Source organism: Marinobacterium sp. MBR-109, assembly GCF_040547565.1.
In the GTDB taxonomy this organism is placed as follows: Bacteria; Pseudomonadota; Gammaproteobacteria; order Pseudomonadales; family Balneatricaceae; genus Marinobacterium.
In genome coordinates, this window is record NZ_JBEPPZ010000003.1 from 46,488 (window position 1) to 59,248 (window position 12,761).

The 12,761-nt window shown below is 60.1% G+C and carries 13 protein-coding genes; 7 read left to right on the top strand and 6 right to left on the bottom strand.

What is annotated here, in order from left to right; all coding sequences use genetic code 11:
* The first annotated feature begins 117 nt into the window (after positions 1-117).
* A complete protein-coding gene (locus ABIE60_RS05150) occupies positions 118-405 on the top strand; it encodes an accessory factor UbiK family protein (RefSeq protein ID WP_354468278.1) in 288 nt (95 codons plus the stop codon).
* Between the two features lie 29 nt (positions 406-434).
* Complete coding sequence (locus ABIE60_RS05155) at positions 435-1,949, top strand: YifB family Mg chelatase-like AAA ATPase (RefSeq protein WP_354468280.1); 1,515 nt, start codon at positions 435-437, stop codon at positions 1,947-1,949.
* Here ABIE60_RS05155 and ABIE60_RS05160 read toward each other — a convergent pair.
* Complete coding sequence (locus ABIE60_RS05160; protein ID WP_354468281.1) at positions 1,918-3,162, bottom strand: putative bifunctional diguanylate cyclase/phosphodiesterase; 1,245 nt, start codon at positions 3,160-3,162, stop codon at positions 1,918-1,920. The genes ABIE60_RS05155 and ABIE60_RS05160 overlap by 32 nt on opposite strands.
* A gap of 228 nt (positions 3,163-3,390) precedes the next feature.
* Here ABIE60_RS05160 and rep point away from each other — a divergent pair, with 228 nt between their 5' ends.
* Positions 3,391-5,406, top strand: coding sequence for a DNA helicase Rep (rep, locus tag ABIE60_RS05165; RefSeq protein ID WP_354468283.1), 2,016 nt, complete (start codon positions 3,391-3,393; stop codon positions 5,404-5,406).
* Between the two features lie 14 nt (positions 5,407-5,420).
* Here rep and ABIE60_RS05170 read toward each other — a convergent pair whose 3' ends face one another.
* The gene (locus tag ABIE60_RS05170) at positions 5,421-6,800 is read right to left on the bottom strand and encodes a TRAP transporter large permease (protein WP_354468285.1); all 1,380 of its coding nucleotides are present in this window, start codon (positions 6,798-6,800) and stop codon (positions 5,421-5,423) included.
* Positions 6,797-7,348: a TRAP transporter small permease subunit gene (locus ABIE60_RS05175; protein WP_354468287.1), complete on the bottom strand. Its 552-nt coding sequence runs from the start codon at positions 7,346-7,348 to the stop codon at positions 6,797-6,799. The genes ABIE60_RS05170 and ABIE60_RS05175 overlap by 4 nt, the downstream gene beginning before the upstream one ends.
* Before the next feature lie 145 nt (positions 7,349-7,493).
* Between ABIE60_RS05175 and ABIE60_RS05180 the strand changes: the two genes are divergently transcribed.
* The 3 genes from ABIE60_RS05180 to ABIE60_RS05190 are packed head-to-tail and all read left to right on the top strand — an operon-like array spanning position 7,494 to position 8,879.
* The gene (locus ABIE60_RS05180; protein WP_354468289.1) at positions 7,494-8,102 is read left to right on the top strand and encodes a YjaG family protein; all 609 of its coding nucleotides are present in this window, start codon (positions 7,494-7,496) and stop codon (positions 8,100-8,102) included.
* Positions 8,103-8,104: 2 nt separating this feature from the next.
* Positions 8,105-8,362 carry a hypothetical protein gene (locus tag ABIE60_RS05185; RefSeq protein ID WP_354468290.1) on the top strand — a complete coding sequence of 86 codons (258 nt, stop codon included), beginning with the start codon at positions 8,105-8,107 and terminating at the stop codon, positions 8,360-8,362.
* 19 nt (positions 8,363-8,381) lie between these two features.
* On the top strand, positions 8,382-8,879 hold the full coding sequence (locus tag ABIE60_RS05190) for a hypothetical protein (protein ID WP_354468292.1): 498 nt from the start codon (positions 8,382-8,384) through the stop codon (positions 8,877-8,879).
* Here the strand turns inward: ABIE60_RS05190 and ABIE60_RS05195 are convergent.
* Entirely contained in the window at positions 8,868-9,806 is a 939-nt protein-coding gene (locus tag ABIE60_RS05195; RefSeq protein WP_354468293.1) for an NADP-dependent oxidoreductase, read from the bottom strand. The two genes, ABIE60_RS05190 and ABIE60_RS05195, sit on opposite strands and share 12 nt — an antisense overlap.
* A 122-nt stretch (positions 9,807-9,928) precedes the next feature.
* Between ABIE60_RS05195 and cysZ the strand changes: the two genes are divergently transcribed.
* Positions 9,929-10,714, top strand: coding sequence for a sulfate transporter CysZ (cysZ, locus tag ABIE60_RS05200; protein ID WP_354468295.1), 786 nt, complete (start codon positions 9,929-9,931; stop codon positions 10,712-10,714).
* Here cysZ and phoR read toward each other — a convergent pair.
* Positions 10,668-11,966, bottom strand: coding sequence for a phosphate regulon sensor histidine kinase PhoR (gene phoR / locus ABIE60_RS05205; protein ID WP_354468296.1), 1,299 nt, complete (start codon positions 11,964-11,966; stop codon positions 10,668-10,670). The two genes, cysZ and phoR, sit on opposite strands and share 47 nt — an antisense overlap.
* A gap of 45 nt (positions 11,967-12,011) precedes the next feature.
* Positions 12,012-12,707 (bottom strand): phosphate regulon transcriptional regulator PhoB, encoded by a 696-nt coding sequence (gene phoB, locus ABIE60_RS05210; protein ID WP_354468297.1) that lies wholly within the window; start codon positions 12,705-12,707, stop codon positions 12,012-12,014.
* Positions 12,708-12,761 lie beyond the last annotated feature (54 nt).

Consider the following 12,761-nt stretch of genomic DNA (forward strand, 5'->3'; position numbering starts at 1 on the left):
GTTTGGTGCACTAATTTGGTGCGAGTGCTCTTTTGGTGCACGTTATGGAATCTGACGCCGAGGCCGTTCTGGTTTATAGTGGCGGAACTGAGATGCAACCTTGTGCAGGAGCCCCGGATGATCCACCAGAAATTGATCGATAGCCTTTCCGGCCAGTTCAGCCAGCTGCTGGCCGGGCGCCCAGACCTTCCCGGTCAGCAGGAGCTGCAGAGCCAGGTGCGCAGCATGCTGCAGGGCACCTTTGCCAAACTGGATCTGGTTACCCGGGACGAGTTTGAAGCACAGCAGGCGGTGCTGATGCGTACCCGCGAGAAGCTTGAGCAGCTTGAGCAGCGTCTGGCGGCACTTGAACCATCGGCAGAGAACCCTGCTCCGGCAGCCACGGATAACGACACTCAACTCTGAGCCCTCTCCAACGACACAAGGATAGTGTCATGTCACTTGCAATTATTCATACCCGAGCCCAGCTCGGAATCGAGGCTCCGGCGGTCACCGTTGAGGTGCACCTGTCGGGTGGCCTGCCCTCCATGTCGATCGTTGGCTTGCCGGAAACGGCGGTCAAGGAAAGCCGTGAGAGGGTGCGCAGTGCCCTGATCACGGCCGGATTCGACTTTCCTCAGCGCCGCATCACCATCAACCTGGCACCGGCTGATCTGCCCAAGGAAGGTGGCCGTTATGATCTGGCGATTGCCGTGGGTATCCTGCTGGCATCCGGTCAGTTGAAGCGCTGGAAGGGCAGTGAAGCGACCGAAATGATCGGTGAGCTGGCGCTGTCCGGTGCGGTGCGACCGGTACGGGGAGTGCTGCCTGCCGCCGTGGCGGCAGGTCGCTGCGCTCGCAGCCTGATAGTGGCACTCGATAATGCGGCTGAAGCGGTGATGGCACAGCGCACGGAAGTCTTTGCGGTTGGGCATTTGCTGGAACTGGTGGCGCATCTTACCGGCAAGCAGCGGCTGGAGCCGGTACTGGGCTCGCTCTCTGCGGCCTCCGTTGAGGAGGGGCCAGATCTGGCCGATGTGAAAGGCCAGCTGCAGGCGCGTCGCGCACTGGAGGTAGCGGCTGCAGGGGGACATAACCTGCTGTTTTCAGGGCCGCCTGGCAGTGGCAAAAGCATGCTGGCAGCACGATTGCCGGGATTATTGCCGCCTCTGGAGACCGAACAGCAGCTGGAGGTTGCCGCGATCTGCTCCGTTGCCGGGCATGACGTGCGACCTGCCTGCCATGGTGTGCGCAGTTTCAGGGCACCGCACCATACGGCGTCGGCAATTGCGCTGGTGGGCGGCGGCAGCCACCCCCGCCCCGGCGAAATATCACTGGCACATCAGGGGGTGCTGTTTCTGGATGAGTTGCCCGAGTATCCGCGCCGTGTACTGGAGGTCTTGCGTGAGCCACTGGAAACAGGAGAAATCTTGATCTCCCGTGCGGCCCGCCAGACCCGTTACCCGGCCCGATTTCAGCTGGTGGCCGCGATGAACCCCTGCCCCTGTGGCTATTATGATGATGGTACAGACCGCTGTATCTGCACCCCCGATCAGATTCGGCGCTATCAGCAGAAGATCTCGGGTCCGCTGCTTGACCGGATCGACCTGCAGCTGCAGGTGCCGGCGCTGCCGCCTGAGGCGTTGCTGCAGCCGGACCAGCCGGGGGAGTCCAGTGCTCGGGTGCGTCAGCGGGTGGTGGAGGCCCACGCACGGCAGCTGGAGCGGCAGGGCTGTATGAACCGGGAACTGGGTGGCCGTGATCTGGAAGCGTACTGTGCACTGGATGATGCGACCCGCACCTTGCTGGTCAGGGTGATGCAGCAGAGTCAGCTGTCGGCTCGGGCATGTCATCGTCTTTTGCGGGTGGCCAGGACGTTGGCGGATCTGGCGGGCGAAGCGCGAGTCGGTCAGGAGCAACTTCTGGAGGCACTGGCCTTCAGGGGGCTTGCTGGCGCTGACTGTGGCTGAGCAGAGCCAGAAACTGCTCTTCGCAGATGGGGCGGCTGAAGAAATAGCCCTGAACCTGATCGCAGTCATGCCGAATCAGAAACTCCAGCTGGTCGCGATTTTCCACCCCCTCGGCGATCACCTGTTTGTTCAGGTTGTGGGCCAGGCTGATCATGGCGCGAACGATCTCTTCATCGTCCGCATTGCCGGGTATGCCGGCAACAAAAGACTTGTCGATCTTGAGTGTGGCCACCGGCAGCTTCTGCAGCAGGCTGAAGGAAGAGTACCCGGTACCGAAGTCATCCAGTGAAAACTCCACACCCAGTGCACTGAGCTGGGTAATCGATTCACGCACATGTTCTTCGTCACTGCACAGCGCCGTTTCAGTCAACTCGAATTCCAGGGTGCGGGTGTCGATCAGGTGCTGCTTGATCAGACGCTCAATGGTGGTCGCGAGAAAACGATCCTGAAACTGTCGGAATGACAGGTTGATACCGATACGGCCATTCAGTCCTGACGCCAGCATGTTCGGCAACGACTTGCCCACCTGTTGAATGACCCAGTAGCCCAGTGGTACCACCAGTCCCGAGGCTTCGCAGTCGGGGATGAAATGATCCGGCGTGAGCAGGCCGCGCTCCGGATGCTGCCAGCGAATCAGCGCTTCGGCCCCACAGATGTTGCCTTCGCGCAGATCGATGCGTGGCTGATAGAACAGCACGAATTCTTCCCGCTGCAGGGCGCGCCAGAGTTCGGGATCATAGCCGGATGAGGGCTCAGGGTTCTGCAACTGCTGTAACTGCTCCAGCTTACGCAGCCGATCATGGCACAGCAGCAGGTGACTGCAGTAGCGAAGCACTCGACGCAGAGTGGTGTCACACGCTTCACCGGGCAGAAAATAGTCGTTGCAGGGGTCCGTCAGCAGTGCCTGCCAGCGCTGGTCAGGCTGTTGTGTCAGCAGCAGCACGGAGGGGGCTGTGGGGCAGTGCTTGCGAAGCCGACTCAGCGTGCTGCTGGCATGTTCTGGGCAGGCGGTTTCCAGCAGGATGATCAGAGCAGAAAACTGTTGCAGGATGGGGACGGCGGCTTCAGGGGAGCGACAGCGAAACAGGTGCCCCTGCCACCAGGGTTCCAGCCAGCTTCGCCAGCTCGCTTCCAGCTCATCGGATGCACTGATCAGCATCAGAGCAGGATGTCCGGGTTCTGTCGGGTTTAGCGGCTCATCATCTGCCAGCATGGTACTGCTTCCCCTTTACACCTGAATAATACCTCCGCAGAGGGTCTGAATTTCATCAGGGGGCCATGTCATAATAGGCAACTGCCATGATCGACGTTCGAGGTTATCACGCTTTGGTGATGTCCAGAAGCACGCGATCCTGCCTTCTGCATGTAGTACTGCATCAAACGGTTGTATCAGATAAATATCGGCCGGTATCGAGCCGGGTTTAATTTTTTTCGAGGTGACATGAGCAGACTCAATCCACGCCAGCGCGAGGCGGTGCATTACATCGGCGGTCCCCTGCTGGTGCTGGCCGGTGCCGGCTCCGGCAAAACCAGTGTGATCACGCGGAAAATTGCCTGGATGGTGCAGGAGGCCGGTATTGAGGCGCGCCGCATAGCCGCCGTCACCTTTACCAACAAGGCGGCGCGCGAGATGAAGGAAAGGGTGAGCCAGCTGCTGCAGGGGAAGGAGGGGCGCGGGCTCACGGTTTCCACCTTCCATACGCTGGGGCTGTCGATCATCCGTCGTGAGCGCAAGTATCTGGGGCTGAAGTCCGGGTTTTCGCTGTTTGATGATCAGGACAGCAAGGCGCTGCTGCGCGATTTGATGCTGCAGAACGATGAGGATACCGACCAGCTCAATGAGGTGCAGCACCGAATCTCCAACTGGAAAAACGACATGCTGACGCCGGATCAGGCGCTGGCAGAGGCGCAGCTGCCACAGGATATTCTGGCCGCCCGTGCCTACGAAGCCTATGACCGCCACCTGCGCGCCTATAATGCGGTGGACTTTGATGACCTGATCCTGCTGCCGGTGCAGCTGTTCGGCAACCATCCCGATGTGCTGGAACGCTGGCAGCGCCGTATTCAGTACCTGCTGGTGGATGAATATCAGGACACCAACCTGTCCCAGTACCGTCTGGTACGCCTGCTGGTGGGGCATCGCAGCGGTCTTACCGTGGTGGGCGACGATGACCAGTCGATCTACGCCTGGCGCGGTGCCCGGCCGGAGAACCTGGCCCAGCTGCAGACCGACTTTCCCAGTCTCAAGGTGGTCAAGCTGGAGCAGAACTACCGCTCCACCAGCCGCATTCTGAAAGCGGCCAATACCCTGATCGCCAACAACCCGCATGTGTTCGAGAAAACCCTGTGGAGCGAAATGGGCTACGGCGACCCGATCCGGGTGATCCACACCCGCAACGATGATGCCGAGGCCGAGCGGATCGCCACCGAAATCCTCGACCGTCATCTGCGTGAACGGATCGGCTTCCGGGATTTTGCCGTGCTCTATCGTGGTAACCATCAGGCACGTCTGATTGAGATGAAGCTGCAGCACTATCAGGTGCCTTACAAGCTCAGTGGCGGCACTTCCTTCTTCGCCCGGGCCGAGATCAAGGACTTGATGAGCTACTTCAAGGTGTTGATCAACCGCGATGATGACAACGCTTTCCTGCGCATCATTAACCTGCCGCGGCGTGAAATCGGTCCCAGCACACTGCACCGACTGGGCGAGTACGCCTCCGGGCGTGAAGTCAGCCTGTTCGACGCCTGTGGCGAGCTGGGACTGGAGCAGGCCTTGCCCGCACAGGCGGTTGATCGTCTGCGCCGCTTCTGCGATCTGATCGATCGGCTGTATCAGCGTTGCCGTGATGGAGACCCCATCGCCGCCATCCATGAACTGATGGACGAGATCGACTACCCCGGCTGGATCCGGCAAAACGCCTCCAGCGAGGTGGTGGCCGAGAAGCGGATGCAGAATGTCTATTTTCTGATCGAGTCACTGCAGTCCACGCTGGAGCGGCTGCAGGAAGAAGACGAAGGCGCCGGTATCGAGGATGCGATTGCCCGACTGGTGTTGCTGGACATGCTCAACCGGCAGGAGGAAGAAGACGATTCTGATCGGGTACAGCTGATGACCCTGCACGCCTCCAAGGGTCTGGAGTTCCCCCATGTATTTCTGCTCGGCATGGAGGAGGAACTGCTGCCGCACCGTAACAGCATCGAAATGGATACCATTGAGGAAGAACGGCGGCTGGCCTACGTGGGTATCACCCGGGCGCAGAAAACCCTCACCATGACGCTGGCAAAACAGCGGCGGCAGTTTGGCGAATGGATGGACTGCACACCCAGTCGATTCATCGATGAATTGCCGCAGGAAGATCTGGAACGTGAGGGGCTGGGGGAGGCGAGCCCGGAACAGAACCGGGCCCGCGGTCGTGCGACGCTGAACGGGCTCAAGGGGTTGCTGGATGACCTCTGAGCAGCCCCTCTGCGTCAGCCGTAAACGGCGTGGGGCAGCCATGTGGCCAGCCCGCTTTGCCAGGCGATCAGCGCCAGTACCAGCAACTGAATCATGATGAACGGCACCACACCCTTGTAGATCTGTCCGGTGGACACGCTGTCGGGTGCCACCCCGCGCAGATAGAACAGGGCAAAGCCGAACGGCGGTGTCAGGAACGAGGTCTGCAGGTTGATCGCCAGCATGACGCCCAGCCAGATCGGATCCAGCCCCATGCTCAGCAGAATCGGCGCCACAATCGGCACCACCACAAAAGTGATCTCGATGAAGTCGAGAAAGAAACCGAGCAGGAACACGATCAGCATCACCACCGCCATGGCGCCGACAACGCCGCCGGGCAGGTCGGTGAGGAAGTCGCTGACCATCTCGTCACCGCCGTAGCCGCGGAACACCAGCGAAAAAATCGATGCACCGATCAGGATCATGAACACCATGGAACTGACCTGAGTGGTGGAGCGCATCACTGCATGCAGCGTCTTGAGGCTGAACGCCCTTCGCATCATTGCCAGCAGAATGGAACCCACAGCACCCACCGAGGCCGCCTCTGTGGGCGTCGCAAAGCCGCCCAGAATGGACCCGAGCACCAGCCCGATCAGCAGCACAGGCGGCAGCAGAGCCTTCAGCGCACGCATCCAGAGGTTGGTGATCTGGCTCAATTCTTCAGCGGGAATGGCCGGCACCGCCTTGGGGCGGGTAATTGCTACAAACACCATGTAGCTGATATAGGCGATCACCAGCAGCAGGCCCGGAATCAGCGCGCCAAGGAACAGATCCCCCACGGTGACGGTATCCGGCGAGAAAATGCCCCGATCGATCTGCGACTGTTGATAGGCGGACGAGATCACATCCCCCAGCAGTACCAGTACGATTGAAGGCGGAATGATCTGGCCCAGTGTGCCCGAGGCGCAGATGGTGCCGGTGGCAACGGCCGGATCGTAACCACGGCGCAGCATGGTCGGCAGTGACAGCAGCCCCATGGTGACAACGGTGGCACCGACGATACCGGTACTGGCCGCCAGCAGCATCCCCACCAGCGTGACCGAGATACCAAGACCGCCGCGCATGGAGCCGAACAGCGCCGCCATGGTATCCAGCAGTTCTTCGGCAATCTTCGATTTCTCCAGCATGACCCCCATGAATACGAACAGGGGCACCGCAATCAAAACCTCGTTGTACATCACGCCGAAAATGCGGTTGGGCACCGCCTGCAGGAAGACGGCGTCAAAGTGGCCGGTCAGAATTCCCACGCCGGCAAACAGCAGGCCGGTGCCGGCCAGCGCAAATGCTACGGAATAGCCCATCAGCAAAATGAAAATGGCGCCGACAAACAGCAACAGGGGCAAATATTCGATCACAGCGCGTGCTCCTCTTCAGCAGCGGGCAGATGGGCGTTGCCGCTGATCACCAGCAGGCTGCGCAGCAGCTCTGCCAGCCCCTGCAGGATCATCATGGCGGGCATGACAAGCAGCGCGGTTTTGAGCAGATAGCGGTAGGCCAGGCCGCCTGATTCCTGCGAGGCTTCCTTCATGGACCAGGACGCGGCCACATAGTCCCAGGACATCCAGAAAATGAAAATGCACACCGGCATAAGCAGAAACAGGGTGCCGAACAGGTTGACCCAGGCCTTGCCCTTTTCGCCCAGCGGGCGGTAGATGATGTCCACACGCACATGGCCATCATGTTTGAGGGTATAGGCAGCCCCCAGCAGGAACACCAGACTGTGCATGTAGATGATCGATTCCTGCAGCGCCGTATTGCCCTGATTGAACACATAGCGCTGGATGACGACAACGAAGGTACCCAGCACCATCAGCAGGGTCATCCAGGCAACCGTGCGCCCGGTCCATTCGCTGAAGCAGTCCAGCCAGCGCATCAGCGCTGCAACGGGATGAGATTGGCTCATTTGAGTTCTCGATTCTGTTATTGTGATGACGGCGTGAAAGTATATCAGCAAAGTCTGGTATGACATTACCGTCGATGCAGATGACTACAGCTTGAGCCGGCTGTGCCGTACAATAGGTTTTACTTCATCCCAAGCGGAGACACCGATGAGCGAAATGCTGAACCTGGAGCGCGAGCTGGAGACGTTTGAACCCTGGCAGTTGACCGCCTTTTCTGCGGCTCTGACGGAGCGCATGTTCCCCAACTTTGCCCTCTTTGCCCGGCTGGTCAACTTTGGTGACCCGGCTCGAATGCGTCTGCTGCTGGATGGTGTCTGGGACAGCCTGGCCGGCACCGGTGCCAAGGTGAATTTTGAGGTCCAGCTTGATCAGGTTGAGGCCAACATGCCGGACCTGGATGAGTACGACATGTATGGTGCCCTGCCGGCGCTGGATGCGATCGTGGCACTCAATGCCACCATAAACTGCCTGCTGGAAAAGGACCGTTCCGAGGCCGCCAACGTGGGGCAGTTGTCCCGCGAGAGTGTGGCGACCTTTATCGAAGTCACCGAAAGTGATGACGAGCTGTCTGACGAGGATCTGGTCAGGCTGATCAATACCCATGAGCTGATGCAGGCCGAAGATGGCTTTCGTGACGAAGTGATCGAACGGCTGCAGAATCAAAAGCAGCCGAGCGCTGCATTTGTACGCGAGTTGCGTGAGCTGGCGCGCAATGAGGGTGTCAGCAACATCGGCATCAGCGACGAAGACGACTGAGTATGCTCAAGCTTGGTCTGTTATTGCTGGTGTTGCCGGGCGTGCTGCTGATGGGCGGCTACCTGTATGACCTGTCGCTGGCCGAGGCCTGCCTCGACAGCGGCGGTTCCTGGGATTACCTCGAAGCGCGCTGTGATACCGAGCGTCAGCACGCCTTTGTACCCTATATCGCGCGTCATCCACTGTTGGTGAACGGCGGCATGCTGCTTTCGGTGCTGGGGTTGCTGCTGTGCATCGCTGGCCTGTACCGGCGTCGTTAACCGCTCAGGAGCTGTTTCAATGTTGAAAAAAATTCTGCTGGCACTGATCCTGTTGCCACTGCTGTTCATTCTGTTTTTGTGGCAGGTCAACCCGAGCTGGTGGCAATCGATGAAGTCCGAGTGGCTGGCCGAGTTCAACGCCGAACGTGCAGAGGCGGCAGCCAGCTGGCGCAACGATGGGCTGGCATTCGGCCGTCTGAATGATCAGCAGAGCTGTCTGGAACACAGTCTGAGCAACTTTGACGGCTGTACCGGGTTTGACTGCACCGTCAACTATGGCCGCTTTCTCAGGGCCTGTCTGGAAACCGCACAGCCCAGCGAGGGCTTCTGCGAAGCGGTACCGGGGTTTCGTGAAGAGCCGACCGAGGATGACAAGGCCTGGGCCAAGGATGAGTGCTGGGAACGTAATATTCGGGGTGAAGGCTGCCGCCTGCTGATGCGTCAGCAGCAGCTGTTCTGTGGCCCGGCAGAAGATGAAACGACGGCATCCCTGCCGACATCCGAGTCAGATGGTTAACACCAGCTTGCCGCGCACATGGCCGGTGGCGCTCAGACGGTGCGCCTCGGCCGCCTGATCCAACGGCAGATTGTCGGTCAGGTTCAGCATCACCTTGCCGCTGGACGCCAGCATTGCCAGTTCATGCAGCTGCTCGGCATCAGGGCGGGCGCGAATGCCGCTCACCTTCAGCCCCTTTGCCTCACCGGCCGCGATCACCTCGGCAGCCGTGACGGAGGGCAGGGTGATCATTTTGCCATGGGGCTGCAGGCAATCGAGTGCACGAATCGCTGTATCGCCGCCCACGCCATCAATGATCAGGTCAGCATCATGGATCAGGTTTTCCACCTGCTGGCGTTGGTAATCGATCACGTCATCACAACCCAGACTTTGCAAAAACGCCTTGTTGCCATGGGAGGCGGTACCGATCACATAGGCGCCTTTCCACTTCGCCAGCTGTACCGCCAGATGGCCTACACCGCCCGCTGCCGCGAGTACCAGAACTGACTGACCACTTTTCAGATCGCCGGCTTCAAACAGTGCCTGCCAGGCGGTCAGGCCGGCCAGCCCGAGGCCTGCGGCGGTTACTGGGTCCAGTGCGCTGGGGCGTTGGCTGACCTGATCAGCCGGGGCGATCAGATACTCGGCATAGCAGCCGGCCGGCTGCGGAAAGCGGATAAACCCCATTACTTCATCACCCTGACGCACGTTGTTGACGCCGTCACCCAGGGCTTCAACACGGCCGGCGAACTCCCAGCCGGGGCAAAAGGGCAGCGCGTCGATGAAACTGCTGGCACCGCCACCGGAACAGGTTTTCCAGTCGATTGGATTGACCCCGGCAGCGCGGTTGTGGATCAGTACCTCACCCGGCCCCGGTTGTGGCTGTTCCAGCTCCTCGAGCTGCAGATTTTCAGGCCCGCCAAAGGCATGGATACGGATCGCTTTCATGTGTACTCTCCCCGGATTGTGCGGCTGGCTTAATCGGCCGTCATCAAACGTTAACTGATACCAAGAGTAAAGTGATCCTGCCATGTCTGGCAAACTCTGTGTGATCATCCTCGGGAGGCAAGATGAAGGGAAACCCCGTACGTGGTGGCAGCTACCTGCTGCGTGGAGCGGCAATGTTGCCGCAACCGGGTATTCGGCGTTTTGTGCTGGTACCGCTGCTGATCAACCTGCTGCTGTTCATTGCCGCCATCTGGCTGCTGACGAAGCAGTTCACCCATTGGGTCGAATATGGACTCGGATACATGCCGGACTGGGCCGGCTTTCTCTACTGGCTGTTCTGGCCCCTGTTTGCACTGGTGGTGATGGTCGGTGTCTATTACGGCTTCTCCATTGTGGCCAACTTGATCGCCGCGCCCTTTAACGGCTTTCTGGCCGAAAAGGTGGAACAACAGCTGCGAGGGTCTCCGCTGGTGGATGAGGGCTGGGGGGCGGTGCTGGCAATGATTCCGCGGGCGCTGCAGCGGGAGCTGCAGAAACTTGCCTATTATCTGCCGCGTTTTCTGCTGTTGCTGTTGATTACGTTTATTCCGGGCCTGAATCTGCTTGCGCCACTGCTCTGGTTTCTGTTCGGGGCCTGGATGATGTCGATTCAGTACTGCGATTACCCGATGGACAACAACAGGGTCAGCTTTCCACAGATGAAGCAGTTGATGAAGGCGCGTCGAGTAACGTCGATAGGCTTTGGCGGGCTGGTTCAGCTGGGTATGCTGGTGCCGGTGCTGAATCTGTTTCTGATGCCGGCGGCCGTTGTGGGCGCAACGATTTTCTGGGTGGAAGAGTATGCCGCCGAAGCCAGGGAGCTCAATCCCGGGGCGGCACCACCAGCTCAATGGGGAAATGGCAGCTGAAGCAGCTGCCCTTTCCGGGCTTGCTTTCGATCTCCAGTCGGGCACCCAGGCGCATCAGGACATGCTTGACGATGGCCAGTCCCAGCCCGGTGCCGCCGCTGGCGGATGAACGGCTGTCGTCGACACGGTAGAAGCGTTCGGTCAGGTGGGGAATGTGGCGTGCCTCGATGCCGATCCCGCTGTCGGTCACACTGAAGTGTCCGCCCTTGGCATCGGCCCACCAGCGAATCAGAATGCGGCCCTTGTCGGGCGTGTAGCGAACGGCGTTGAACACCAGGTTGGACAGTGCGCTCTGCAGCTCTGCCGGCACACCCAGCAGGTCATGCTGCGGGTCGATCTGCAGCTCGAACTGGTGCTCACGCTCGGCCGACAGGGTGACGGCATCTTCATGGATATGGCTGATCAGGCTCTGGATCAGCACCGGCTTGAAGGCGGTAGCCTGACGCGAGGTGGCTTCCAGCCGTGACAGCAGCAACAGGTCCTGCACCAGATTTTCCATCCGCCGTGCCTGCTGCTGCATCTGACTCATGCCGCGCATCAGCGGTTTGGGCAGGTCCTGATCGAGAAAGGTTTCAAGATAACCGCGGATAACGGTCAGCGGCGTGCGCAGCTCATGTGAGGCGTTGGCAACGAAGTTTTGTCGGGTCTGCTCCAGCTGGGTCAGACGGGTGATGTCACGTGCCACCAGCAGGCGATCATCGGCGCCAAACAGGCTGATCTGATACTGCAGCCGGGTATCGCCGCCCAGCGGCGAGGGCAGCTCCAGCGGCTCCTGATAGCGCCCCTTGCGGTAGTAGTCCACAAATACCGGATCGCGCAGCAGATTGAGCAGCGGCTTGCCGCGGTCGGTCGCATGGCGCAGCCCCAGCAGTCGCTCGGCAGCCAGATTCCACCATTCAAGATTGTTGTTGCGGTCAATGATGATCACCGCATCGGGCAGTGCGGCGGAGGATTGCTGGAAGCGCGAGATGATGCTGCGCAGCGATGCTTCACGGGCCTGAGTGCGCTTCTGCATCCGAGCCAGTGCGTCCAGGATCTCGCCCCAGGCGCCGGGCAGCTCGGGTGGTTCCTGGGTCGTGTCGCCCATCAGCCATTCGCGCAGCACATTGAAGCGGCGTATCTGGATGAAGGTGAACACGATCAGGCCGAGGGTGATGCCGGCCAGCGGGTAGCCCAGCACGGCACCCAGAACCAGGCCCAGACCGGCGCTCAGCAGCAGACTGATCAGCAGCGAGTGCCGCGCTATGTGCATGGAGTCACTCCATTGCGCTCCCGTTTGGGCGGTGACCGATCTCGATCACGCCACCTGAGCCGAAAAACGGTAACCGGTGCCGCGCACCGTCTGGACCAGGTAGTCGTGACGCTCACCCAGGGCCTTGCGCAGGCGGCGGATATGCACATCGACGGTACGCTCTTCCACATATACGTTGCCGCCCCACACCATGTCCAGCAGCTGGCTGCGGGTATAGGCCCGATCCGGGTGGGTCATGAAAAACTGCAGCAGGCGGAACTCGGTCGGTCCCAGCTCCACCGGACGGTTATCCGCCGTCACGCGATGCGAAACCGGATCCAGCGTCAGGTTGTCCACCGTGACCGGCTCCTCGACCCCCTTGGGCGTGGCACGGCGCAGTACGGCCTTGAGGCGCGCTACCAGCTCGCGTGGCGAGAACGGCTTGGTGATGTAGTCGTCCACTCCGGCTTCCAGCCCCTGGATCTTGTTGTCCTCATCGGCCTTGGCGGTCAACATGATGATCGGAATACCGGCGGTGACCTCATCCTTGCGCAGGCGGCGAGCGAACTCAATGCCGCTGGTACCGGGCATCATCCAGTCCAGCAGCAGCATATCGGGCTTGTTATCGACGATACGGGCATGGGCGGACTGGGCGCTGTCGGCCTCGTCACATTCGTAACCTGCCATCTCCAGTGCTACCGCGATCATCTCGCGGATCGGCGCTTCGTCATCAACGATCAGTACGCGTTTGGACGCAGACATGTTTCTGCCTCTTTTACAGACATTTAATCAGAGTCTGGTATTACAAGACGTTTT

Bases quoted from the DNA above. Each gene is read 5' to 3' on its own strand.
- ABIE60_RS05150 (WP_354468278.1), top strand. From the start codon at position 118: ATGATCCACCAGAAATTGATCGATAGCCTTTCCGGCCAGTTCAGCCAG.
- ABIE60_RS05155 (WP_354468280.1), top strand. From the start codon at position 435: ATGTCACTTGCAATTATTCATACCCGAGCCCAGCTCGGAATCGAGGCT.
- ABIE60_RS05160 (WP_354468281.1), bottom strand. From the start codon at position 3,162: ATGCTGGCAGATGATGAGCCGCTAAACCCGACAGAACCCGGACATCCT.
- rep (WP_354468283.1), top strand. From the start codon at position 3,391: ATGAGCAGACTCAATCCACGCCAGCGCGAGGCGGTGCATTACATCGGC.
- ABIE60_RS05175 (WP_354468287.1), bottom strand. From the start codon at position 7,348: ATGAGCCAATCTCATCCCGTTGCAGCGCTGATGCGCTGGCTGGACTGC.
- ABIE60_RS05180 (WP_354468289.1), top strand. From the start codon at position 7,494: ATGAGCGAAATGCTGAACCTGGAGCGCGAGCTGGAGACGTTTGAACCC.
- ABIE60_RS05185 (WP_354468290.1), top strand. From the start codon at position 8,105: ATGCTCAAGCTTGGTCTGTTATTGCTGGTGTTGCCGGGCGTGCTGCTG.
- ABIE60_RS05190 (WP_354468292.1), top strand. From the start codon at position 8,382: ATGTTGAAAAAAATTCTGCTGGCACTGATCCTGTTGCCACTGCTGTTC.
- ABIE60_RS05195 (WP_354468293.1), bottom strand. From the start codon at position 9,806: ATGAAAGCGATCCGTATCCATGCCTTTGGCGGGCCTGAAAATCTGCAG.
- cysZ (WP_354468295.1), top strand. From the start codon at position 9,929: ATGAAGGGAAACCCCGTACGTGGTGGCAGCTACCTGCTGCGTGGAGCG.
- phoR (WP_354468296.1), bottom strand. From the start codon at position 11,966: ATGCACATAGCGCGGCACTCGCTGCTGATCAGTCTGCTGCTGAGCGCC.
- phoB (WP_354468297.1), bottom strand. From the start codon at position 12,707: ATGTCTGCGTCCAAACGCGTACTGATCGTTGATGACGAAGCGCCGATC.